23 protein-coding genes and 1 other RNA gene are annotated in these 23,648 nt (G+C 65.2%); 15 read left to right on the forward strand and 9 right to left on the reverse strand.

The genetic code is table 11. From position 1 onward, the window contains the following. The first annotated feature begins 97 nt into the window (after window positions 1–97). Window positions 98–955, forward strand: a complete 858-nt coding sequence (locus AWC25_RS21955) for an oxidoreductase (RefSeq protein WP_069402718.1) — start codon at window positions 98–100, stop codon at window positions 953–955. Between the two features lie 30 nt (window positions 956–985). On the opposite strand, the gene AWC25_RS21960 is transcribed toward AWC25_RS21955, so the two are convergent. The 6 genes from AWC25_RS21960 to AWC25_RS21985 form a co-directional block, all read right to left on the reverse strand. Then, window positions 986–2,194 (reverse strand): acyl-CoA dehydrogenase family protein, encoded by a 1,209-nt coding sequence (locus AWC25_RS21960; protein WP_085167632.1) that lies wholly within the window; start codon window positions 2,192–2,194, stop codon window positions 986–988. A 24-nt stretch (window positions 2,195–2,218) separates the two neighbouring features. Then, window positions 2,219–3,616 carry an acyl-CoA dehydrogenase family protein gene (locus AWC25_RS21965; RefSeq protein ID WP_069402720.1) on the reverse strand — a complete coding sequence of 466 codons (1,398 nt, stop codon included), beginning with the start codon at window positions 3,614–3,616 and terminating at the stop codon, window positions 2,219–2,221. A 77-nt stretch (window positions 3,617–3,693) separates the two neighbouring features. After that, entirely contained in the window at window positions 3,694–4,476 is a 783-nt protein-coding gene (gene hisN / locus AWC25_RS21970; RefSeq protein WP_069402721.1) for a histidinol-phosphatase, read from the reverse strand. 67 nt (window positions 4,477–4,543) lie between these two features. Further along, complete coding sequence (locus AWC25_RS21975; RefSeq protein WP_069402722.1) at window positions 4,544–5,341, reverse strand: slipin family protein; 798 nt, start codon at window positions 5,339–5,341, stop codon at window positions 4,544–4,546. Next, window positions 5,338–5,964, reverse strand: a complete 627-nt coding sequence (locus AWC25_RS21980; RefSeq protein ID WP_069402723.1) for a hypothetical protein — start codon at window positions 5,962–5,964, stop codon at window positions 5,338–5,340. The genes AWC25_RS21975 and AWC25_RS21980 overlap by 4 nt, the downstream gene beginning before the upstream one ends. A gap of 3 nt (window positions 5,965–5,967) precedes the next feature. After that, complete coding sequence (locus tag AWC25_RS21985) at window positions 5,968–8,280, reverse strand: nitric-oxide reductase large subunit (RefSeq protein WP_085167634.1); 2,313 nt, start codon at window positions 8,278–8,280, stop codon at window positions 5,968–5,970. A gap of 315 nt (window positions 8,281–8,595) precedes the next feature. Between AWC25_RS21985 and AWC25_RS21990 the strand changes: the two genes are divergently transcribed. Then, window positions 8,596–9,984, forward strand: coding sequence for a WS/DGAT/MGAT family O-acyltransferase (locus AWC25_RS21990; protein ID WP_085167636.1), 1,389 nt, complete (start codon window positions 8,596–8,598; stop codon window positions 9,982–9,984). Between the two features lie 3 nt (window positions 9,985–9,987). Beyond that, window positions 9,988–10,404: a group III truncated hemoglobin gene (locus tag AWC25_RS21995; protein WP_069402725.1), complete on the forward strand. Its 417-nt coding sequence runs from the start codon at window positions 9,988–9,990 to the stop codon at window positions 10,402–10,404. Window positions 10,405–10,419: 15 nt separating this feature from the next. On the opposite strand, the gene AWC25_RS22000 is transcribed toward AWC25_RS21995, so the two are convergent. Continuing rightward, a complete protein-coding gene (locus AWC25_RS22000) occupies window positions 10,420–10,848 on the reverse strand; it encodes a pyridoxamine 5'-phosphate oxidase family protein (protein ID WP_069402726.1) in 429 nt (142 codons plus the stop codon). A gap of 118 nt (window positions 10,849–10,966) precedes the next feature. Here AWC25_RS22000 and AWC25_RS22005 point away from each other — a divergent pair, with 118 nt between their 5' ends. Continuing rightward, window positions 10,967–11,296, forward strand: a complete 330-nt coding sequence (locus tag AWC25_RS22005; RefSeq protein WP_069402727.1) for a hypothetical protein — start codon at window positions 10,967–10,969, stop codon at window positions 11,294–11,296. Between the two features lie 50 nt (window positions 11,297–11,346). Further along, entirely contained in the window at window positions 11,347–11,550 is a 204-nt protein-coding gene (locus tag AWC25_RS22010) for a hypothetical protein (protein ID WP_069402728.1), read from the forward strand. A gap of 28 nt (window positions 11,551–11,578) precedes the next feature. Here AWC25_RS22010 and AWC25_RS22015 read toward each other — a convergent pair whose 3' ends face one another. Next, window positions 11,579–12,940 (reverse strand): FAD-dependent oxidoreductase, encoded by a 1,362-nt coding sequence (locus tag AWC25_RS22015; RefSeq protein WP_069402729.1) that lies wholly within the window; start codon window positions 12,938–12,940, stop codon window positions 11,579–11,581. A 184-nt stretch (window positions 12,941–13,124) separates the two neighbouring features. On the opposite strand from AWC25_RS22015, the gene prfB reads away from it, so the two are divergent. The 10 genes from prfB (at window position 13,125) to ssrA (ending at window position 21,265) form a co-directional block, all read left to right on the forward strand. Continuing rightward, window positions 13,125–14,231 carry a peptide chain release factor 2 gene (prfB, locus tag AWC25_RS22020; protein ID WP_085167637.1) on the forward strand — a complete coding sequence of 369 codons (1,107 nt, stop codon included), beginning with the start codon at window positions 13,125–13,127 and terminating at the stop codon, window positions 14,229–14,231. After that, the gene (locus AWC25_RS22025) at window positions 14,221–15,207 is read left to right on the forward strand and encodes a mechanosensitive ion channel family protein (protein WP_085167638.1); all 987 of its coding nucleotides are present in this window, start codon (window positions 14,221–14,223) and stop codon (window positions 15,205–15,207) included. The genes prfB and AWC25_RS22025 overlap by 11 nt, the downstream gene beginning before the upstream one ends. After that, window positions 15,204–15,683: an Rv3103c family proline-rich protein gene (locus tag AWC25_RS22030; RefSeq protein WP_085167640.1), complete on the forward strand. Its 480-nt coding sequence runs from the start codon at window positions 15,204–15,206 to the stop codon at window positions 15,681–15,683. The genes AWC25_RS22025 and AWC25_RS22030 overlap by 4 nt, the downstream gene beginning before the upstream one ends. 44 nt (window positions 15,684–15,727) lie before the next feature. Next, on the forward strand, window positions 15,728–16,417 hold the full coding sequence (ftsE, locus tag AWC25_RS22035) for a cell division ATP-binding protein FtsE (protein WP_044512967.1): 690 nt from the start codon (window positions 15,728–15,730) through the stop codon (window positions 16,415–16,417). After that, window positions 16,417–17,310, forward strand: a complete 894-nt coding sequence (ftsX, locus tag AWC25_RS22040; protein WP_061558688.1) for a permease-like cell division protein FtsX — start codon at window positions 16,417–16,419, stop codon at window positions 17,308–17,310. The genes ftsE and ftsX overlap by 1 nt, the downstream gene beginning before the upstream one ends. 2 nt (window positions 17,311–17,312) lie before the next feature. Then, window positions 17,313–17,822 (forward strand): SsrA-binding protein SmpB, encoded by a 510-nt coding sequence (gene smpB, locus AWC25_RS22045; protein WP_044510320.1) that lies wholly within the window; start codon window positions 17,313–17,315, stop codon window positions 17,820–17,822. Beyond that, on the forward strand, window positions 17,819–18,664 hold the full coding sequence (locus AWC25_RS22050) for an EamA family transporter (RefSeq protein WP_483406796.1): 846 nt from the start codon (window positions 17,819–17,821) through the stop codon (window positions 18,662–18,664). The genes smpB and AWC25_RS22050 overlap by 4 nt, the downstream gene beginning before the upstream one ends. Window positions 18,665–18,728: 64 nt before the next feature. Next, window positions 18,729–19,574 (forward strand): maleylpyruvate isomerase family mycothiol-dependent enzyme, encoded by an 846-nt coding sequence (locus AWC25_RS22055; RefSeq protein ID WP_085167644.1) that lies wholly within the window; start codon window positions 18,729–18,731, stop codon window positions 19,572–19,574. 141 nt (window positions 19,575–19,715) lie between these two features. Continuing rightward, a complete protein-coding gene (locus AWC25_RS22060; RefSeq protein ID WP_084949486.1) occupies window positions 19,716–20,678 on the forward strand; it encodes a hypothetical protein in 963 nt (320 codons plus the stop codon). A 219-nt stretch (window positions 20,679–20,897) separates the two neighbouring features. Continuing rightward, window positions 20,898–21,265, forward strand: a transfer-messenger RNA (tmRNA) gene (ssrA, locus tag AWC25_RS22065). A 296-nt stretch (window positions 21,266–21,561) separates the two neighbouring features. Here ssrA and AWC25_RS22070 read toward each other — a convergent pair. Next, window positions 21,562–22,902 carry a hypothetical protein gene (locus AWC25_RS22070; protein WP_069402739.1) on the reverse strand — a complete coding sequence of 447 codons (1,341 nt, stop codon included), beginning with the start codon at window positions 22,900–22,902 and terminating at the stop codon, window positions 21,562–21,564. Window positions 22,903–23,648: the final 746 nt, after the last annotated feature.

A 23,648-nucleotide genomic window follows, 5' to 3' on the forward strand; every position in this document is an offset into this window, starting at 1 on the left:
CAACGACGCTACGAGCCAGACACCAGGTGATCAGGATCCAACCACCGCAACAAGCGGCAACCCCACCCTGACACTGAGACGACGCTAACCTCATCGCATGCAACCCTATCGACTCGGTCGCATTCCGGTCGCCCGGATTGGCTTCGGGGCCATGCAATTGCCTGGTCCTGGTGTGATGGGCCCGCCGCGCGACCATGACGAAGCGATCGCGGTGCTGCGCCGGGCCGTGGAACGCGGCGTCGACCACATCGACACGGCCCAGTTCTACGGTCCCGACATCGCCAACGAACTCATCCGTGAGGCGCTGTATCCGTATCCCGAGCACCTCGCGTTGGTGAGCAAGGTCGGCGCGCGGCGTGATGAGGCCGGCGGTTGGCTGCCCGTCAGTGAGCCGGCCGACCTGCGCCGTGACATCGAGACGAATTTGCGGACGCTCGGGGTCGAGCAGTTGGCCGCCGTCAACCTGCGCCTGTTCGACAGCGACGGGCCCGACGAGCTGTTCGACGAGCAGCTCTCGGCGATGATCGCCGCCCGAGACCAGGGATTGATCGGCGGTATCGGGTTGAGCAACATCAACCGCGAACACCTATTGCATGCGCTGGAGCGCACCGAAATTGTATGTGTGCAAAACGCTTTCAACCTTCTCGAGCGAGAGTCGGCAGCGGTGCTGCAGGAGTGCACCCGCCGCGAGATCGCGTTTGTGCCGTTCTTCCCGCTGGGGGCGGCGTTCGTGCAGCCGAACCCGGTCCTCGGTCACGAGGTGGTGCAGCGTGCCGCGCAGCGACTCGGGCGCACGACCGCGCAGGTCGTACTGGCGTGGACGCTGAGCGTGGCGCCCAACGTGCTGCTGATCCCCGGCACGTCGTCGCTGCGCCATCTCGAGGAGAACCTCGACGTCGCGTCGATCGAAATCGATGACGAGACTCGCCAGCAGCTGGACGCCGCCGCTGCCTGATACGCGACGAGCGCGCACGTTCGGCGGGTCCTATTTGAGTTCGGCGGACGACAGTCCCAGTAGTCGCCGGGCGACCACGAGCTGCTGGATCTGTTGGGTGCCCTCGAAAATGTCCATGATCTTCGAATCCCGCGCCCACTTCTCGAACAGGGTCTGCTCCGAATAGCCGGTGGTGCCGGACAATTCGACGGCCTTGAGCGTGATATCGGTGCCCACCCGGCCGGCCTTGGCCTTGGCCATCGATGCTTCTTTGGAGTTGGGGATCTTGTTGTCGGCCTGCCAGGCCGCGCGCAGGGTCAGCTGGTAGCTGGCCTCCCAGTCGGCCTCCATCCGCAAAAACTCTGCCGCGGGGGCGCTTTGGGCGTGTGCGGGCTTGTCGTAGGAGATCTCCACTCCGGCCTCGGTGAGCAGCTTGCGCAGCTCTTCCAGTGCGGCCCGGGCGATTCCGATGGCCATGCCCGCCACCACCGGTCGGGTGTTGTCGAAGGTCTCCATGACTCCGGAAAAGCCCTTGCCCGACTCGATCTCGGGATTGCCCAGCAGGTTGTCCTTGGGTATCCGCACATTGTCGAAGCGGATCACCGCCGTGTCGGAGCCCTTGATGCCGAGCTTTTTCTCCAGCCGCTCGACGGTGACGCCCGGATGCTCGCGCGGCACGATGAACGACTTGATCGCGGGGCGGCCCAGCGATTTGTCCAGCGTTGCCCATACCACGATGTGGGTGGCTCGCGAACCCGCTGTGACAAAGATCTTTTCGCCGTTGATCACGTACTCGTCGCCGTCGAGCTTGGCGGTCGTGGACACGGCGGCCGAGTCGGACCCGAAGCTTGGCTCGGTGATGGCCATCGCGGCCCACACCCGGCCCAGCCGCTTGAGTTGCTCGTCGGTGGCCACACCGTTGATGGCCGCGTTGCCCAGGCCCTGATAGGGCATCGACAGCATCATCGCCGCATCACCCCAGCTGGCTTCCATGGTCTGCAGCACGGCCGCCATGTTGGAGCCATTGCGGTTTTCTTCCTTGCTTTCGCTGCTGCGGAACGCCTCGGCTCCGGCCAGTCCCACCGCGTTGGACGCGGCGGCCCCTTCGAACAGGCTGGCCAGCGTGTCCAGTTCCACCGGGTAGGCGTGTTCATGTTCGTCGTATTTGCGGGCGATTGGCCGCATCATTTCCGCGGCGCCCTGGTGGGCCTTGTCGATCACCGCTTGCATCTTGCGGGGAAGTTCCAGATTGATTGCCATGACCGGTCTTTCGCTAGTGAGAAGCTAGATGACGACAACACCCTCGGCGACGCCGATGGCCCGCAGGTCGCGGTACCAGCGTTCGACGGGGTGTTCTTTCGTGTAGCCGTGACCGCCGAGCAGTTGCACGCCGTCCAGTCCGATCTGCATGGCCTTGTCGGCGCCGAGCCGCTTGGCCAGCGCTGCCTCGCGGATGAACGGCAGTCCTTGCTCGGCGCGGGCGGCTCCGCGCCAGGTGATCAACCGCAGCCCGTCCAGCTCGATGGCGATGTTGGCGCACATGAACGCCACGGCCTGACGGCGGGCGATGGGCTCGCCGAACGCCTCGCGTTCCTTGACGTAGGGGATGACATAGTCCAGAACCGCATGCGAGGTGCCGACGGCCAGCGCGGCCCAGCCCAGCCGGGACAGCGCAATCGCCTCGGAATAGTCCTCATCGGTGGCCTCGTCCTCGCCGAGCCGGGCGTGCAGGGGCACCGAGACGCCGGACAACTCCAGCCGGCCCAGGGCGGCAGCGCGGATGCCCATGCTCGGATCGGGTTTGACGGTAAGGCCATTGGCCGACGATTCGACGATGAACAGTGCGGGCTTACCGTTGAGTTGTGCGCCGACGATGAACAACTCGGCCTTGGCGGCGGCCGGGACCAGCGCCTTCACTCCATCCAGCCGGTAGCCGCTCGGCGTGCGCACCGCGGTGGTCTTCAACAGGGTGGGGTCGAACAGCGGCTGCGGCTCGGCGATGGCCACGCAGGCCTGCGGCACGTTTTCCCCGGCGAATTCGGGCAGATACGTGGCCTGTTGGTCGGCGCTGCCCCAATGGGTCAATGCCGAGGCCACGCCGCCCGGCGCCAGGATCGGCAGCGCTAATCCCATGTCGCCGTAGGCCAGTGCCTCCGCGACCAGGACGTTGGTCACGCTCGACCGGTGCGCCGCGATGCCCTCGAAGTCCTCCGGGATGTTGATCGCGGTGATGCCCAGTTCCGCGGCCTTGGCGATCAGGTCGCCGGGATAGCTCGCCGCTTCGTCCGCCTCGGGCGCCGCGGGCCGCAGCACCTGCTCGGCGAACTCTTCGAGCGTGTCGACGATCATCTTTTGTTCGTCGTCGGGTCGCAGGTCGTAGTAGTCCTTGCCGCTCGATTTGAGCCGGGTGGGCCCACTGCGGATGCTCTTGACCTTCTTGAACTGCCGGGAGGCGGCACCCGCGCTGGAGAAGAGCGTCTTGGTGCCGTAGCGCAGGCCGTCGTTGAGGGGGTCGCGCAGGTGGTATCTGTCCAGGAATTCCTGGCCGACGAACGGCGTGAGCAGCGCCAAGGCGATGTCGATCCCGGTGCGCTTGTGCGGTTGCATCCCGACGGCGGTTTTGCGGCCGCGCCGTTTGCCGCGCGCGCGGGAGGTATTCGGACCGGAGAGAGTTTCCGTCATTTGAGCAGCCTCGGTAGTTGGGGCAGTGCCGACAGAAGGCTATCTTACTCCGGAGTAAGATAAACCGCAGTTGTTAACTACTTCACACCCAGACGGTCCAAGACGCGGGCGTGGAGCAGGCCGTTTGTCGCGACGGCGCTGCCTTGGTGTGGCCCTGCGACGCCGTCCAGGCCGGTGAACGTGCCGCCGGCCTCGCGCACCAGAACGTCCAGAGCGGCCAGGTCCCACGCCGAGACCTCCGGCTCGGCGGCGATGTCCACGGCACCCTCGGCGAGCAGGCAGTACGAGAAGAAATCGCCGTAGGCCCGCACCCGCCAGACCGCGTCGGTCAGTTCGATGAAGCGTTCCCGCAAACCGCGTTCGGCCCATCCGGACAAGCTGGAGAATGACAAGCTCGCTGAATTCAGTTCTGCCACTGAGGAAACCGATAGCGAACGCGGCGACGCGCCGTCGACCGAGACGAAAGCACCCTGGTCGCGCGCGGCCCACCAGCGGCGTTGCAGCGCCGGCGCACTCACGACCCCGACGGTGGGGACGCCGTCTTCGAGCAGGGCGATCAAACTGGCCCACACCGGCACCCCGCGCACGAAGTTCTTGGTGCCATCGATGGGGTCGATGATCCATTGCCGTCCGGTGAACGTCGTGGTCCCGCCGAACTCCTCGCCGACGACGCTGTCATCGGGGCGCTCGCGCCCCAGCACCTCGCGCAGCTCGGTCTCCACCGTGCGGTCGGCGTCGGTGACCGGCGTTAGATCCGGTTTGGTGTCGATGCGCAAATCCAGCGCACCGAATCGGTCGCGAGTCAGCATGTCCGCACGGTCGGCAAGCGCGATCGCCAGCGCAAGGTCGTCCAGGCCCATGCCAGCAGTCCTACCATGGCCTGTCACGGCCCTGTCACGGCCCTGTCACGGCCCGGTCGCGGCCCTGTCAGCCGCGGTGATTCACGTTGTCGACCACGCCGCGCAATGCGTCCGCATTGCGCAGGAAGGGCGTGATGATGTCGACCGGTAGGGGAAACACCACGGTCGAATTCTGGTCCGCGCCCAGCTCCAACAGCGTCTGCAGGTAGCGCAATTGCAGCGAGGCCGGACTCTTCGACAGCGTTTCGGCGGCCTCGCGAAGCTCGGCGGAGGCCTGCAGCTCCCCCCGGGCATTGATCACCTTCGCGCGGCGCTCCCGCTCGGCCTCGGCTTCGCGCGCCATGGCACGTTGCATCGACTCGGGTATCTCGACATCCTTGATCTCCACCACCCGGACCTCGACGCCCCACGGCTCGGTCATCTTTTCGATGATCGTGCGCAGGTCGCTGTTGAGGTCTTCACGGTGCGCCAGCAGCGTGTCGAGGTCGGCGCGGCCAAGCAGCGAACGTAACGTCGTCTGGGCGATCTGAGAGGTCGCGACGGCGTAATTCTCCACCGCCAGAATCGCTTTCAGCGGGTCCACCACCTGGAACATGACGACCGCGTTGACCCGCGCCGGAACGTTGTCGCGGGTGATCACCTCTTGCGGCGGAATCGTCAGCGTCACCAAACGCTGATCGACCCGAATCATCTTGTCCACCAGCGGGATCAGCAGTCGAAGACCCGGACGGTAGAGCGGCCGAACGTGGCCCATCCGGAACACGACGCCGCGCTCGTACTCGCGCAATACCACCAGTGACCACACCGCGAACACGGCCAGCACGACGATCACACCGACGATCACCGAGATCGCTACTCCGGTCATTGTGACTCCTCCTTCTTGCCGTCCCAGCTTCCCCAACGGCTCGAATATCGATCGATTGTGGCGGCGGCCTGATCCTCGATCGCGGTGCGATGGGGCAGATGCTCGGGGGCGTTGGACGGCGTGTTCCACAAGTGGCGGGCCAGCGGCAGGCCCAACGTCACCACGACCAGAACCGTTGCCGCCAGCACGAGCAGATCGCCCACGGAGTGATTGGTGATCGACGTGGCAAGCGGCAATACGACCCCCAATGCCGCGACGCAGCAAGCGATTCCGCGATGGAAGCGTCCGGCGTCCGAATGCGGCCAGGGGTCGACGTCGCGACTGACCTCCCGGCCGTGACTGGAGTTCGTGCAGTCGGCCTTGACCGGGCAGCTGTTGCAGACGACCGGCAACGCGCGATATCGCATGACTCGGTGCTTCGGGTCGAACGAACTCGGCCACAGCCAGTGATCCTGCGGGCAGACCCAGGCGTCGTGGTCGGGCCGGTACACGAATTGCCCGGTGCGCCATTGCGCTGCGCGGGAGGACGCGTGGCGTGCCATGACGTCGAACGCCCACCCGGTGACCAGCAACGCCACCGAATAGCCGGCGATCAGCCACACGGAGGTGGCCACCGGTGCCATGCGTCAGTCCTGCACCGGTGCGGCAGCACCGGCGCCGGCCTCGGAGTAGAGCGGGTGCTCCGGCAATTCTTTGACCGTTGTCCCGGAGCGGAAGTTGCGCAGCGCGATCCAAGCGGTCCAGACAAACGGCAGCACCCCGCCGGCGATCAGGATGACATCGCCGGGCAGCCGCAGCCATTCGAGCACCGCGTTGCCCGGTTTGGTGATGTAGCCCAGGGAGCGCGCCTCGAAGTAGCCGTCTGCGACCGAGTGGTACAACTGCAGCACCCCCAGCGGCAACAGGGTGGCGAAGACCATCCATGCCAACCCGATGTTCATGCACCAGAACGAGATGCGCGCCAGGCGCTCCGGCCATTTGTCCGCTGGAATCACGTAGCGGAACGCGAACATCGCGAGGCCGACGGCGAGCATGCCGTAAACACCCATCATGGCGGCGTGCGCGTGGTTGGCGGTCAGGGCCGTCCCGATTTGGTAGTAGGACACTATGGGCAGGTTGATCAAGAACCCAAAGATGCCTGCGCCCAAAAAGTTCCAGAAGCCGACGGCGACGAGGAACATCACCGCCCAACGGTGCGGAAACGGGTTGGCGTCGCCGGACTGCTGCCGAGCGCCCAGCTGCAGGAAAGCCCACGCCTCGACGGTCAGGAAGGTCAGCGGGATTACCTCCGCGGCGGAGAAGAACGCGCCCAGTGCCATGTGCTCGACCGGGGTGCCCGAGAAATACAGATGGTGCATGGTGCCGATGACACCGCCGGCCGAGTACAGAATGACGTCAAGGAAGATGACGCCCAACGCGATTCGTTCGCGCACCACACCCAGCAGTACGAACATGTAGGCCACCATCACGGTGGTGAACAGCTCGAGGAAGTCCTCGACCCACAGATGCACTACCCAGAACCGCCAGAAGTCGGCGACGGTGAAATGCGTCTCGCTGCCCGCCAGCAGCCCCACCGCGTAAAAGGCCGGAATCGCCAGCCCGGAGAAGAAGAACAACCAGGGCATGTTCATCTTCGACTCATCCTTGAGTCGCGAGCGCATCCCGCGCCAGATGATCGCGATCCACACGAACAGCCCGACGATCAGCAGAATCTGCCACAGTCGCGGCAGGTCGAGATACTCCCATTGCTGGGAGAGGTAGCCGTGCGGGATCACGCCGTAGATGGACAGCGCTTCACAGATCAGCGAGCCGAACACCACCACCGCGACCGCACCCAGCAGCACGTAGGCCAGTAGCCCCTGGCGTTTCGGTTCGCGGTGGGCGATGAACGGCACCAGGAAGATGCCGCCGGCGAGGAACGCTGCGGCCGTCCAGAACAGCGACAGCTGCAGGTGCCAGGTGCGGGCGAGGTTGTAGGGCAGCACCCGGGCCAGATCCAGGCCGAAGAACGTCGACAAATCGGCCCGGTAGTGTTCGGCGGCCGCGCCCAGCAGCGTCTGGGCCAGGAACAACACCGACACGACCGCGAAGAACCAGATGCAGGCGCGTTGCGCCGGTGTCAGGCTCACCTCACCGGGTTGGCGAAACGACAGGTTCGTGGCCTCGGCGCTGTGCCAGCCGACCTGTTGGCTCCATCGGCCATAGATGGCGAACATGACCCCGATGCCGCCCAGGAGCGCGATCAGCGACAACGCCGACCACACGATGACCGGGGCGGTGGGCCCGTTGTCGACTCGCGGTTCGGCCGGCCAGTTGTTGGTGTAGCTGTAGCGGTGACCGGGGCGTTCCGCGGCCGCCGCCCAGGCCGTCCACGCGTAAAACGCTGTCAAATCCCGGATTTGGGACTTGTCGGTGATGAATCGCGGTAGCAGACCATATTTCGTGGAGTTTTCGCCGAAGTAGGCGGCGTAGTGGTCTTGGATGTGGTTGAACGCCGCGGCCTGGCGGTCGGTGAACACCAGGGTTTTGGTGTCGACGTTGTAGCGGTTGGTCCGAAATTCGGTGACCACCCGTTCGCGCGGATCGGTCACGCCCTGCGCACGGAACTGGTCGGCCACATCGGTGGTGGCCATTCGCAGGTATTCGGCGGTGTAGTCGGGCCCCAGGTAGGCGCCGTGCCCCAGAACGGATCCGTACTGCATCAGGCCGCGCGACTGGAAGAGCTCCTGGCCGCGGGTGATGTCGGCTCCGGTGAACAGCGTCTGGCCCGATTCACTGACCACCCGATCCGGCATCGGCATTGCTGCCGTGTAGGTGCGATAGGCCAGGATGCCCATCACCAGAAATCCGAAGATCATGACCAGCGCGACGCCCTGCAGCCAGCCTTTGCCGATGAGCGGCTGCGAGGATTTTTGACGAACGTTCTGGTCAGTGGCCATTTCGACAACCTTTCGGTCGGAGGAGGGCGCCTCCGGCATCGAGTCCTTGGCGACGCCACATGAACATCCAAATGCGCGTTGCGCCGCGCTGGCAACAGTATTGAGCGACGAATTTGACCAATAGGGGCCAATGGCCCTGATTCCGGATGCGCACCGAGCCAAACCGCCTCGGCCGCAAGGCTTACCGATCCGGGAGCGGGCACCGGCTGGTTCGACACGCAAGGGACTTTTGGCCCTAACGCGGCGGTCGCCCGCGAGCGGATGATGTAACTACGGGTTGCAGTAAAGCGCACGGAGCTCGGAAGGCCGCTGACCATGGATCGCCTCACCACATTCGATGCCGGATTCCTCAAAGCCGAAGACGCTGACCCCCGGGTCAGCATGGCCATTGGCGGGTTGGCGGTGATTGAAGGCCCGGCCTTAGACCAAACCGAGCTGATGCCGGCGTTCGTGGCACGCATCGGGGCCTGCCCCCGGTTCCGGCAGCGGTTGCGGCTGCGGCCGTTCGACCTCGGCGCCCCGCGATGGGTGGACGATCTCGACTTCGACATCGACCGGCACGTACGGCGCGTGGCACTGCCGCAGCCGGGCGACGACCGGCAGTTGTTCGGGTTGGTCGCCGACCTGATGGCCAGAGGTTTGGACCGGCATCGACCGCTGTGGGAAATCTGGGTCATCGAAGGCCTCGCCGACGACAGATGGGCGATGCTGACCAAAATCCATCACTGCATGGCCGACGGGATCGCTGCCGCGCACATGCTTGCCGGACTGTGTGACGACGGGGTCGGCGAGAGCTTCGCCCGCCATATTCGGGCCGCCAAGGAAGCGAAAAGTGCTGCGGTCAAAGCCAATTCACCGACCACACTGAGCGGGTGGTGGAACATGCCGGTCGCGGTGGCCGCCGCGGCCGGCCGGGCGGCCCAGGGTGCCGCCCAAATAGCATTCGGTCTGCTGCGTCCGGCCCCGTCGCCGCTGAACGGTCCGATCGGCGATCTGCGCCGGTACAGCGGAGCCCGGGTCCGACTCGCCGACATCGAGCAGGTGTGCCGGGCATTCGATGTCACCGTCAATGACGTTGCGCTGGCCGCGGTTACGGAAAGCTATCGGAACCTGTTGGTCAAGCGCGGCGAACCACTGCTGCCGGATTCGCTGCGCACGTTGGTGCCGGTGTCGATGCGGTCGACACGCGCATTCGACAAGACCGACAACCGGGTGTCGGTCCTGCTTCCGGAGCTGCCGATCGACGAGGAGAACCCGGTGCGGCGGCTGCGGATCGTGCACTCACGGTTGGACCGGACGAAAACTGGCGGGCAGTGTCAGGCCGGGAATGCGTTCGTAGCCTTGGCAAATCACGTCCCCTTCGCATTCACCGCCTGGGCTCTGGAGCTGCTGACACGGCTGCCGCAGCGCGGGGTGGTCACCGTGGCAACCAACGTGCCCGGCCCGCGGCGAGCCCTGCGGGTGCTCGGCAAAGACGTGCTTGCGGTGTACCCGGTGCCACCGATCGCGATGCACTTGCGCACCGGCGTCGCGATGCTCAGCTACGCCGACGAACTATTCATAGGAATCCTCGCCGACTACGACGGGATGGCCGACGTCGACGAGCTGGCTCGCGGAATCGAGGCCGCGGTGGGCCGGCTGGTGTCGATCAGCAAGCGGCGCAAGGCGCATTACGCGCGCGGACCACTATCGCTGGTGGTGTGACGGGTGAACGGTGGGCAATCGGATCTGTGCGATCGCGCCGACGTCGAGGCGCTGTTGCGCGCCTTCTACTCGCGGGTGCTGTTCGACGACGTGCTGGCCGAGCCGTTCGCCCAGCTGCGTCGTGTCGGATTGGACGCGCACATCCCCACCATGTGTGACTTCTGGGAGACCGTCCTGTTCCGGGCGGGTCGCTACCGCGGCAGCGCGCTCACCGTCCATCGCGCACTTCACCAACGAACTCCGTTGGCGGCTCGGCATTTTGTGCGCTGGTTGACCGTGTGGCGCGCCACCGTCGACGAAATGTATCGGGGGCCGGCGGCCGAGCGGGCGAAGGTCCAGGCCGGCCGCATCGCGTGGGCGATGCACCGGCGGTTGACGGGCGCCGACGCCGACGAACTCGACGCGTTGCTCGCGGGTTGATGGACCCGGTCAAACTCAGGCAATGGTTTCGTGCGGGTCCGGCTCCGCGCCGAATGTGAAGTGGCGTCCGGTGATATCGGACGGGTTCACCCGCACGTAATGCTTCTTGACGGTCGCGGTCCAGGGCATCAGCCCGGCGCGTTCGGCTTCTTCGATTTCGGCCGCGGTGCGCAGCAGGCGTGCGCGTCCCCGCACGATCACGCTCCAGCCCTCGGCGGCGTCATGATCGTCGGCCTCGAACAGCACCACATTGCTTGCCACAGCCGAAAACAACTTGGTGCCCTCGGCGGTGCGAAACAGCACGGTTCGGTCCTGCACCGCGTAATTCACCGGGAAAATCTCGGGCTCACCGGCGAAGCTGGTCACGAGCCGGCCCAAGGCGACGCCGCCCAACCGGCGCCAGCTCTCGTCCTCGGACAACACCACGGCAGGTTCGTCAGTCATCGGGCTCGCCCTTCTCGCGCACCGGTTCCGCTGACCTCGAACGTTACGGTCAACCGCGGCCCGGCAGTAGGGCCCTAGGTCAACTCGGCCGGACGGGTGGCGGCCTACCATGGCGGCTGTGTGGGAATTCGGTCTGCTGATCCTCCTCGTTGCCGTGCTCGGCATGCTGCTCGCGCAGCGCTTCATCCCGCGCGGCCCGCGCGGTGGGCAGCTCAGCGGCACGCTGTTGGTGACCGGGGTGAGCCCGCGACCCGAGGCCACCGGTGAGCAATACGTCACGATCACCGGCGTCATCAACGGGCCTACCGTCAACGAGCACCCCGTGTACTGGCGGATGGCGGTCGACGTGAACGACTGGCCGGCCATGGGGCAATTGCATCCGGTGGTGTATTCGCCGAAGAATCCGGACAACTGGCGCTTCGCCCCGCCTGAACCGCCCGCGGGATAGCCGACGAAAACTTTGCTTGCATTATCGATCTCACCTGGCATTCTTTAGCCATGGCAGGCAAAGACATCGACCCGATCCGGGCGAAAAGCGCGCTCGAGGTGATCAGGCAGCACCCGGTGCTGGTGTTGTTTGCGGTGTCGCCCGCAATCGTGGTGTTGGGCGTGATCTGGTGGCTGGCCGGCGCCGGATGGGCGGTGGCCGCCGCGATCCTTCTGCTCCTGGCCGGAGCGGGCCTCGTCGTCGTCAGGCGCTGAATCAGGTTCAGCCGCAACGGGTTTAGGGTCAGCCGCGGCCGACGCGCAACAAGTCGGCGAGGTTCGGCAGCTTCACGCGTGGGCGTCCGTGTGGCTCCCCGGCCGCGCGCTCGTGGGCGTCGATGACGTCCCAATGCGCGGAGGTGATCAATTGCGGCTGGCGCGAAGCCAGCCATTCCGCCAGCTTGTCGGCGTGGTCGTCGGGAAATTCGGGCAGCTCGGCCGCGCCGGTCAGATCGGCGATCAAGGCGTCGACGGTGTCCTGGGAATCCTTCTTGTTGGTGCCGATCACGCCGGTCGGCCCCCGCTTGATCCACCCGACGACGTATTCGTTGCGGCTGCCGGCCACCCGGCCCTCGGTGTTCGGGATGGTCGCGCTCTTGTCGTCGAACGGCAGCCCCGGCGTCGGCACGCCGCGATACCCGACCGAGCGCACGACCAGCTGCACGGGTAGTTCCTCGCGGTCCCCGGTGTCCTTGGCCGACACGCGTCCGCTCGAGTCGGTGACCAGCTCGTTGCGGCCCAGCACGATTGACTCGACCCGGTCCTTGCCCTTGATCTCGATGGGTGAGGTCAAGAACCGGAACACCAGCCGCCGGTGTCCGGGGCGCGGTTCGCCGGCGGCGTAGTCACGCAGCACCTTGATGTTCTGCTTGGTCGTCTTTCCGGCGGCCTCCGCGTCCTCGTCGCTGATGCCTTCCAGCGCGGCCGGATCGACGATGACATCCACGCCTTCCAGGTCGGCCAGCTCGCGCAACTCCAGCGTGGTGAACGCGGTCTGCAGCGGCCCGCGCCGGCCGAGGATGACGACTTCTTCTACACCGCGTGGGCGCAGCGAATTCAGCGCATGGTCGGCAATGTCGGTGACGGCGAGCGCATCGGGGTCGGTGACCAGAATCCGCGCGACGTCCAGCGCGACGTTGCCGTTGCCGATCACCACGGCCCGGGCGCCCGACAGATCGGGAGAAATCTCCGCGAAGTTCGGGTGTGCGTTGTACCAGCCCACGAAATCGACGGCGGCGACGCTGCCGGGCAGATTCTCGCCTGGAATATTCAGGGGCCGGTCGGACTGCGCTCCCACCGCATAGATCACCGCGTCGTAGTGCTCGGCCAGTTCCGCGGCCTCGACATGCTCGCCGACGACCACATTGCCGAAGAAGCGGAAGCGCCGATCGCTGGCGATCTTCTCGAACTGCTTGCTGATCGACTTGATTTTGGGGTGGTCGGGCGCGACGCCGGACCGCACCAGCCCCCACGGCGTCGGCAGCATCTCGAGCATGTCGACTGCAACGTCGAACTCGTCGGATGCGTCGGCCGCTTTCAGCAAAGACGCTGCGGCGAAGAATCCCGACGGGCCGGAGCCGACGATCGCGACATGAAATGGACGCATAACCAACCCTTCTGTTCATGCCCGGCTGCGACGCAAGGGCTGAAAACGGGCTGGGCGTCGCAGTTGCGGGCGCACACGGATGGTGACTCGATGCTAGACGCTGAACCCCGACAGGTGGTTGAAGTGCCACAGGTCGCGACCTGAACAATCGCTGCAAACCGGGGCGCCGGTAACGTGGTCGGCTGTGGAACCCGACCGTCAAGCCGATCTCGCCGCCCTCGACGCTGCCCTGACCACGGTGGAGAGGGTGCTCGACGTCGACGGTCTACGCAGCCGCATCGAGAAGCTCGAGCAGGAGGCCTCCGACCCGAAACTGTGGGACGACCAGGCCAATGCGCAGCGCGTGACCAGCGAGTTGTCCCATGCCCAGGGGGAGTTGCGGCGCATCGAGCAGCTGCGGCAACGGGTCGACGACCTGCCGGTGCTCTACGAGCTGGCGGCCGAGGAGGGTGCCGCCGACGCCCTGGCCGAGGCCGACGCCGAGCTCAAGGCGTTGCGGGCCGACATCGAGGCCGCCGAGGTGCGCACCTTGCTGTCCGGGGAGTACGACGAGCGCGAGGCGCTGGTGACCATCCGCTCCGGCGCGGGTGGGGTGGACGCCGCGGACTGGGCCGAGATGCTGATGCGGATGTATATCCGCTGGGCCGAGCAACACAATTACAACGTCGAGGTCTTCGACACGTCGTATGCCGAGGAAGCCGGTATCAAGAGTGCCACGTTTGTCGTGCACGCCCCGTTCGCCTACGGCACCTTGTCGGTGGAGCAGGGCACGCATCGGCTGGTCCGGATCAGCCCGTTCGACAACCAAAGTCGACGTCAGACCTCGTTCGCCGAAGTCGAGGTGCTGCCGGTGGTGGACACCACCGATCACATCGACATTCCCGAAGGTGACGTGCGGGTCGACGTCTATCGGTCCAGCGGTCCGGGCGGCCAGTCGGTGAACACCACCGACTCCGCGGTCCGTTTGACCCACATCCCAACGGGTATCGTCGTGACTTGCCAGAACGAGAAGTCGCAACTGCAGAACAAGGTTTCGGCGATGCGGGTGCTGCAGGCAAAGCTGTTGGAGCGCAAGCGTTTAGAAGAGCGTGCGGAGCTGGACGCGCTGAAGGGGGAGGGCGGCAGCTCCTGGGGTAACCAGATGCGCTCCTATGTACTGCACCCGTATCAGATGGTCAAGGATCTGCGGACCGAGTACGAGGTCGGCAATCCGGCGGCCGTTCTTGACGGAGACATCGACGGATTCCTCGAAGCAGGCATCCGGTGGCGCAATCGAAAAGATGACGACTAACACCACCTTTATCGCCTCAACCACGGCGCTGGGCTGGCACGACTTCTGGCGCGGTGACATAGGCCAATGGATCATCACCCGCGGTTTGCGGATCGGAATGGTGCTAATCGGCGCGGTGCTGGCCGCCCGCTTCGTCAACTGGGTGGCCCAGCAGGTGACCCGACAGCTCGACGTGGGCTTCGCCGAAAGCGACGCGCTGGTGCGCTCGGAGGCGACCAAGCACCGTCAGGCGGTCGCATCGGTCATCTCCTGGGTGTCGGTCGTCATCATCGGAATCTGGGTGATGCTCCAGATCGCCGACATCCTGCGGTTTTCGGTGGGCGGGCTGGTCGCGCCCGCCACGGTGGTGGGCGCGGCGCTGGGTTTCGGCGCCCAGCAGTTGGTGCGGGACTTGCTGTCCGGTTTCTTCATTCTGGTGGAGAAGCAGTACGGGTTCGGCGACCTGGTCACCCTCACCGTCGTTTCGTCGACGGAGGCCAGCGGCACGGTCGAGAACGTGACGTTGCGGGTGACTCGATTGCGCTCGGCGGATGGCGAGGTGTTGACCATTCCCAACGGGCAAATCGTCAAGGTGGTCAACCTGTCCAAGGATTGGGCACGCGCGGTCGTGGACATTCCAGTGTCGACCAACGCCGACCTGAACCGGGTCAACGACGTGCTGCACCAGGAATGCGACCGTGCGATGGACAACCCGGTGTTGGGCGAGTTGTTGCTTGATCCGCCGACCGTGATGGGCGTGGAAAGCATCGGGGTCGATACCGTCACCCTGCGGGTGGTGGCCCGTACGTTGCCGGGCAAGCAGTTCGAGGTCGGCCGGCAGTTGCGTGTGTTGGTGATCCGGGCGCTGGCCCGCGTCGGGGTCGTCACCGCGGCCGACGCGAAGATCGGCCTGGTTGACAGCCCGGGTGTTGAGGCCGCCGCAGCTCAAGCCCAAGCGCAAGGCGAGGCGGACAGCACGGCGGTGCAGCGCGGGTGAAGTTCACCGTGAGCCTCTTCGAGAAGCGCAACGAGGATAAGCAGCGGCGCTGGAGTCACCTCTTCGGCGGACGGGTGCGCACGTCGACGCTGGTGTTGATCGTGGCGTTCCTGGCCATGTGGTGGGTCTACGACACCTACCGCCCGGAGCCGCCCAAACCGCCGCCGCCTCCGCAGGTGGTGCCACCCGGCTTTTTGCCCGACCCCAACTACACCTGGGTGCCCCGCACCCGGGTCGACGCGCCCCGCCCGGCGACGCCGACGTTCGTGCCGACGCCGACGACGACGGTGCCGCCCAGCCCCACCACCACCGTGCCGCCGCCACCGACGACGACGACACCGCCGCCGCCGTTCCAGCTGCCGTGCTTGCTGCCGCCGCCGTTCTGTCCGCCCAGCTCAAGCAGCACGCCGCCCCCGCCACAGCAACCGGTACCGGGTCCGGGCCCGGCGCCGAGCACGCCGCCACCGGCGAGCTGATCTTCGCGTCGCAGCGAAATTCACCGCTACACTGGCGTGCCGTGATGATCACCCTTGACCATGTCAGCAAGAAGTACAAAGCGTCGGCGCGTCCGGCGCTGGAGGACGTGAACGTCAAAATCGACAAGGGTGAATTTGTCTTCCTGATCGGCCCATCGGGATCGGGCAAGTCGACGTTCATGCGGTTGTTGCTGGCGGCGGAGACACCGACCAGCGGCGACGTGCGGGTGTCGAAGTTCCACGTCAACAAGCTGCCTGGGCGGCACGTGCCGAAGCTGCGCCAGGTGATCGGCTGTGTCTTCCAGGACTTTCGTCTGCTGCAGCAAAAGACGGTGTATGAGAATGTCGCCTTCGCCCTCGAGGTCATCGGTAAGCGCTCCGATCAGATCAACCGGGTGGTGCCCGAGGTGCTCGAGACGGTCGGCCTGTCGGGCAAAGCCAACCGGCTGCCCAACGAGCTGTCCGGTGGTGAGCAGCAGCGGGTGGCGATTGCCCGCGCGTTCGTCAACCGGCCGCTGGTCCTGCTGGCCGACGAGCCGACCGGAAACCTTGACCCGGACACCAGCAACGACATCATGGATCTGCTTGAGCGGATCAATCGGACCGGGACGACCGTGCTGATGGCGACCCATGACCACCACATCGTCGACTCGATGCGCCAGCGCGTCGTCGAGCTGTCGCTGGGCCGGCTGGTTCGTGACGAACAGCGCGGCGTCTACGGGATGGATCGCTAGTGCGCTTCGGCTTCCTGCTCAATGAGGTTCTGACCGGGCTTCGCCGCAACGTCACCATGACGGTGGCCATGATCCTGACGACCGCCATCTCGGTCGGCCTGTTCGGCGGCGGTCTGCTGGTGGTCCGGTTGGCCGAGCACTCGCGCGCCATCTACCTCGACCGGGTCGAGACGCAGGTGTTCCTCACCGAGGACGTCTCCGCGAATGATCCATCCTGCGGCACCAATCCGTGCAAGGCGCTGCGGGAAGCGATCGAAAAGCGGCAGGACGTCAAATCGGTTCGCTTCCTCAATCGCCAAGACGCCTACGACGACGCGATCCGAAAGTTCCCGCAGTACAAGGACGTTGCCGGAAAGGATTCTTTCCCCGCCTCGTTCATCGTCAAGTTGAACAATCCCGAGCAACACAAGGACTTCGACTCCGCGATGCAGGGTCAACCCGGAGTACTTTCGGTGCTCAACCAGAAGGACCTGATCGACCGGCTGTTCGCGGTGCTGGACGGCCTGAGCAGCGTCGCGTTCGCCGTGGCGTTGGTGCAGGCCGTCGGCGCAATTCTGTTGATTGCCAACATGGTCCAAGTTGCCGCCTACACGCGGCGTACCGAGATCGGGATTATGCGGCTGGTGGGAGCCAGTCGCTGGTACACCCAGTTGCCGTTTTTAGTGGAAGCGATGCTGGCCGCGGGTGTTGGTGTGGCGATCGCGGTCGCCGGCCTGCTCGTGGTGCGGGCGCTGTTCCTGGACAACGCGCTAAACCAGTTCTACCAAGCCAATTTGATCGCGCGCGTTGACTACGCCGACATTCTTTACATCTCACCGATTTTGTTCCTGCTCGGCGTGTCGATGGCAGGGTTGACCGCATATGCGACGCTGCGCCTCTACGTACGGCGTTAGCTGTGGCCAATAAGTCCAATGCCGGCGCGACGGGTCGTGGTCAGCGTGACAGCAAAAAGATCATCGCCACCAATCGCAAAGCTAGGCACAACTATTCAATTGTGGAGTCGTTCGAGGCCGGAGTGGCTTTAGTCGGCACCGAGGTGAAGAGCTTGCGGCAGGGGCAGGCCTCGCTGGCCGATGCTTTCGCAACCGTCGACGACGGGGAAGTGTGGTTGCGTAACTTGCACATTCCGGAGTACGAGCACGGTAGCTGGACCAACCATGACCCGCGCCGCAATCGAAAGTTGTTGTTGCACAGGCGCCAGATCGACACCCTGATCGGAAAGATTCGTGATGGTAACCTCACCTTGGTGCCGCTGTCGCTGTATTTCTCCGAGGGCAAGGTCAAGGTTGAGCTCGCGCTAGCGCGAGGCAAGCAGGCACACGACAAACGCCAAGACCTCGCCCGCCGTGATGCCCAGCGTGAAGTATTGCGTGAGCTGGGCCGCCGAGCAAAGGGTATGAACTGATCGGAGCCGCTTACGCGCAGCTGTCCGCCGTCTCGTACGGGGTCAGCGATTTTGTAGGCGGCGTAGCAGCGCGGCGGGTCGCCGCACTGCGCGTGATGCTGGCGGCGTACCCGGTCGAGGCGCTGCTGCTGGGGCTGCTCGCCTTCACCGTCGGTGGCCCGATCCATTCCGGTGCCATCTTCTGGGGATGTCTGTACGGGGTCGGTCAGGCGTTCGGCATGTGGGCGTTCTATGCGGCTTTGGGGTCCGGCCCCATTTCCGTGGTCGCCCCGCTCGCCGGCGTGCTCAATGCCGCGGTGCCGGTCGCCGTGGGTGTCGCGCTGGGGGAGCGCCCCGGCCCGGCGGCCTCGGCGGGCGTCGGGCTGGCCATCGTCGCGGTGATGCTGGTCAGCCGGGAGGCGACCGGCGACGGCGCCACCCGGTTCCGGTTCACCGCCAAGGTGGCCGGGCTCACGACCCTGGCCGGGTGCGCGTTCGGTCTGGATCTGGTGTTCCTGCACCAATCGCCACACGACTCCAAGCTCTGGCCGCTGATGTTCGCTCGACTGTCCGCCACCGTGGTGATCACCATCCTGGCCGCGTCGAGGCGGAACTTGCGGCTGCCCCGGGGACAGTCGCTGAAGCTGGCGCTGGCGATCGCCCTGCTGGACATCTGTGCTTTGGTCACCCAATTGATCGCGCTGCAGTCCTGGCTGCTCTCGCTGGCCAGCATCATGATTTCGCTCTATCCCGCCGCCACGGTCGTGCTCGCGATGATCGTGCTGCGCGAACGAGTGACGCGCTGGCAGGGGATCGGCATGGTGATGGCCATGGGGTCGGTGGCCATGATCGCCGCAAGCTGACGGCTCCGGGACGGGGCTCGGGATGGGGCTAACGCCGGGCGGGTAATCGGCCTAGCATCCGACCATGGCCACGCGCGCAGTCACCACACTGGACAAAGCTGAGGTGCTGGACGGGCTCTTCACGGTCTGGGATTCCATCGACGCGTTGCTCGCCGGGTTGTCCGAGAGCCAATGGCTGGCGCCGACCCCCCTGCCGGGCTGGGATGTGCGGGCGGTGGTGTCACACATCATCGGCACCGAGTCGTTCCTGCAGGGCATCGCGCCACCCGAGCCGGACATCGACGTCAACGGGCTCGACCATGTCCGCAACGGAGTAGGCGCGATGAACGAGTGCTGGGTGCGCCATTTCGCCGGGCAGCCCGGCGGCAGTGTCTTGCAGCGCTACCGCGCGGTGATCGAGGATCGGCGCCAGGTGTTGGGCGCGATGTCCGAAGAGGAGTGGAACGCCGAGACGAGGACGCCGGCCGGCCCGGACAGTTATGGACGGTTCATGAGGATCCGGGTCTTCGATTGCTGGATGCATGAACAGGACATCCGGGTGGCGATCGAGCAGCCGTCGTCCGACAACGAGCTGAGCGGCGTCGCCGCGCGGCTGTCGCTCGACGAGATCGCCGCCACGCTGGGCTTCGTCGTCGGCAAACTTGCGCAAGCCCCCGACGGGGCCCGCGTCGAGTTCGACCTGACCGGCCGGCTGGCGCGCTCCGTCCGCGTCAGCGTCGACGGGCGCGCCCAGGTAGTCGAGGACTTCGGCGGTCGCGAGCCGACGGCGACGATCCGCGTGAACGCGCTGCAGTTCACTCGGCTTGCCGGGGGCCGGCCGATGTGCCCGATCCGACCGCAGGACATCGAGCTCGGCGGAGATAAAGATCTTGCTGCTCAAATTCTTGAGAAGCTGAATTTCGTTATCTGACAACATCTTTGGTACAGCCGACGGGCCAATGCGACATATGTCACACCCGTGCATGTTGGCTCTGGCGCCGCGACGGGTAGCCACAAGCAAGGGCGCGCTTCGCGCCGACAAGCAAAAGCCAACGTAGGAGGCCATGCAAGTATGACCGCACCCGACACGAGCAGATTGCTCGCCCAACTTCGCACGCTGCTGGATCTGACCAACACCGAAATTCAGATCGCGGAGACTCGCGTCGCGCAGGCGCGCACCGAGGCCGTTCGCCGCGAGCTCACCCAGAACGCGGCAAATGGCCGCGAACGCGCCGAGGCCATCGAGGCCGCCATCCGCGACCTCGGCGGTTTCCCCGACGTGATCGGTCCGTTCCTGGGCCGCGCCGCAGCCGCGGTGAAGGCGCTGACCGAGCAGGCCGAGCCGTTCGACGAGGCGTTGCTGGGGGACCTGGCGCTCGAAGACCAGCTGCTCGACCGCGCCCGCTACACCAAGGCGCTGGCCGTCGCCGCGGAAAAGCAGGACATTGTGGGCCTGGCCGACCGGCTGATCGCCGCGCACGCGGCGACCGTGGATTGGCTGACCACCGTGCTGGCCGAAGATGCCCTCGGTGGCCCGGCCGCGCTGCGCCGCACCCCGCTGCAGGCCGCCGCCGGCGCCGCGGTGAAGCTGGTCAACCTGCCCGCTGCGTGGTCGGCTCGTGGGCTGGACCGTGCCGTCGACGCCCTGCGGTCAACCGGTCCTGCCATCAACGACCTGGTCAAGCGCGGAAACAATGCCGGGGAGATCGCGACCAAGGCGTTGTCGGCGTCGCAGAACGCCGCTCTACGTGCCGCCGAGCGGGTCACCCGCTCCGAAGGCGCGGATCGCGCCGCCGACGCGCTGCACTCCGGGCGCGAATCGGTTGGCGTGCTGGAACCACACGAGTTGCCGATCAAGGACTACGACGACCTCAACATCAACGACGCCGTCGCCGCGATCAAAGACCTGACCTCGCCGAAGGATGTCCGGGTGATCATCGCCTACGAGGAGGCGCACAAGAACCGGCAGCGCCTCGTCTCCGCCGCGCAGACCCGCGTCGCTGCCATCGCGCAAGACGTCGTCGGCATCAAGTAGCGAGCTAACAGGCGCGTATCGGCAAACGTCGCCAAGCGCCCCGGGCACCCCCGCCGTCGCCAACCGGTGGGGGTGCCCGGCTTCGCGCCCGGCCCTGGAGCAACCTGATTGCGGCGCGCCTGGCAGCGCGGAACATAAATTGGTTGCTGCTCGTTGGTGCTTCCGTAGAATGGAGTGTCCGGCCGAAAATCGGTCGGGATGTGCGGAAACACAAGACAAGGGGCTGAACGGTTTCGACTTCGCGCATCGAATCAAGGGAAGCGTGCCGGTGCAGGCAAGAGACCACCGTAAGCGTCGTTGCAACCATATAAGCGCCGATTCACATCAGCGCGACTACGCTCTCGCTGCCTAAGCGAAGCTAGTCTGTCAGACCGGGAGCGCCCTCGGCCCGGACCCTGGCATCAGCTAGAGGGACCCACCCACGGGTTCGGTCGCGGGACCCGTGGGGACATCAAACAGCGACTGGGATCGTCATCCTGGCTAGTTCGCGAGACCAGGAGATCCGAGTAGAGGCACAGCGAACTGCGCACGGAGAAGCCTTGAGGGAATGCCGTAGGACCCGGGTTCGATTCCCGGCAGCTCCACAACAGAACATGCAGGTCAGTGCCTCTAATGCGGTAAGATCCACACTGGTCAAACGGTTTGTCAAAGGAACCCACCGGGACTGACGGTCGGCGCGTGGATTCAGCGGCACCTCGACACCTGTAGGACATCGAGCGCGAAACCTTCGCCGAATACCGGCCGTACTTGACCCGCGACATTGAACCCGCACTCGGCAGCGCCCGCTGCCCGAGCTTCGCCGAAGTGATATCAGCTCCTGGGTCAACACGCTCCGCGGCGACGGCGCCTGCGGTAAGGCGATCCAGAACAAGGCCGGAGGGCACTAGAGGCCTTGCCAAGCGGTCACAACTTGGATGTGTTGGCCGTAGAGCGCGATGTCGGACCAACTCGCATAGTCACCGAATGGCAGGCTCGCTTCAGCCGCCTCAGTGATTGTCGTGTACCAATCACCGGCCGAACTGCCATCGTCGGCGACGTTGATGGCGGCCAGATAGATGCCTTGGATGGTGAACCGCACTACCGCGAGCTTTTGGCTTGTCAGCGAATGCTGTTGCGCGCCAACGTCGGACCAGCCGATCGCTTGCTCGAAGTTGCGTCCCCGGGCGCCGAGCTCGCTCCATGACATCACTTCCCTCATCGCACCCCAGTCGGAGGTCGACGTGGTCTGCCATAAATGCCCGCGGCGCACGGCGGCGAAAGCGTAGCGGCCATTAGATCTGCTGAAGCGCACGACCGCGCCGTCCTCTGGCTCCGGCGGCACAGGCCGCGACATAGCCTTCACTGGCGCGTTCGGTCTCATCAGCTGTGCTGCTGCCGTCAGGTCGTACGCCATCGGGTCGGTGAGCTCGGGTACGAGGCGTGGAAGCTGGACAGGAAAACCGTTGAGTACCTCGTCCGTGGCCTCGTTCGCCTTGATCCCATTGATGCGGACCTCGGCGGCGACCGCCGACCCTGTAATGTCGCCCCAGCACGCGGTAATCAGGCCGCGATCCCGTAGGTGCCGGACCATCGGTAGAAAACGGGTGCTCATCTGCGGCGTTAACTGGCCGATGCATTCGTCATCGATTCGGACCTCCACATGAGGTTTCGATTTAGAAGCAGCCGGTGCTTGCTCATGCAGCGTGACGAACAAAACCCCGTGGCCTCCCTGTGCCTGTGGAACGAACTTGAGCAGCACATCAGTGTGCAAATCTTCTTTGGTCACCTGCACGATCGACGACCTTGGTAACAGGGTGTAGGGCAGCGTCGGAGGATCATTGATGGGCAGGGCTTCGTTGGGCTGCCCGAGGTTGATATAAACGTTGGCGCTGAATTCGTCGCCGCCGTCCCAGCTGTCGTAGTTGCGGGCAAAAATCTTTCCGTTTGTGCGAGGAACGAATTCGGATGCGATGACTCGGCGCAGAATCGGTGCCCAGGCTTGCGCGGTCTCGGGGTCAAGGTACCCCAACGTTTGGCCCCAGCCGCGTACAGAGACGGACCAGTCGCAGCGGGGCGAATCCGGTTCGGGGACAAGATCAATGGGTACTCGCTCAATCGTCTGACTGCCGTCGAACCAAGGATCTTCGAACAGGCTCCGGATGGCCGGCAGATCATCGGCTTCCGTGGTGAGCTGGTATTCGCACCATGAATTCCCGCCGCTCCACAGCGCATATGGCATGGCCACGGAAGGGAACGTTACCCTTCCAATCTCGAATAACGTGCCGAATTGGTCAACTTCGGCGCCCGACTCGACTAGCCGTTATACCGATTCCTGAGGAGTCGGTTAACGGTGACCGGTCGCTCACCTAAAGCGGGTCGAGCGTTGAAGCGTTGACATGCGGGTCTGCGCCGTGGGTTCATCGCCCCACAGGTAATCGGTAAGAATCGGTAAGCTCGGACGGCTGCCGAGTCCAGCGCACGCCATCTGCGAGCGCGGCGATGGTGATCAGCCGACGCGCGGAGATCTCGTCGACGATCCGCTCCTCACGTACAGCGGCGGCGGGTTCGGCGGGCAGCGCGCCGCGCTCGCGGTGGACCAACTCGTGAGTGAGAGTGCAACGACGCTCAGCGTACGTCAAAGTACCAAATCGACGGTGATCCCCGCACGTCTGGACCCTGCTTCGGCTCAAACCGGTGGCGGCGAGCAATTCGGGTGTGACACCGCCGTGGTGCGGTGTCGAGTGCCGAACCGGGACGCAACGCAAGTACAGGTCATTTGGGATCTCAAGCGGGACGAACAACATCAGCGTCGGCGTCGTCTCCCAATACCTGCCGCGCCTGCTGTACCAATGCTTGCCGGTCCTGTTGCTCCAGCGCCCGCAAGTACATCTCCACATAGTGACCCAGGAGAGCTTGGGACTGCTGCACGGATAGGTGACAGTTTCTTCACGCGGCCTGGCTGGCCGGTGTGGTCATGATTGCTTCGTATTC

The sequence above is a fragment of the Mycobacterium sherrisii genome (assembly GCF_002102355.1).
Classification (GTDB): domain Bacteria; phylum Actinomycetota; class Actinomycetes; order Mycobacteriales; family Mycobacteriaceae; genus Mycobacterium; species Mycobacterium sherrisii.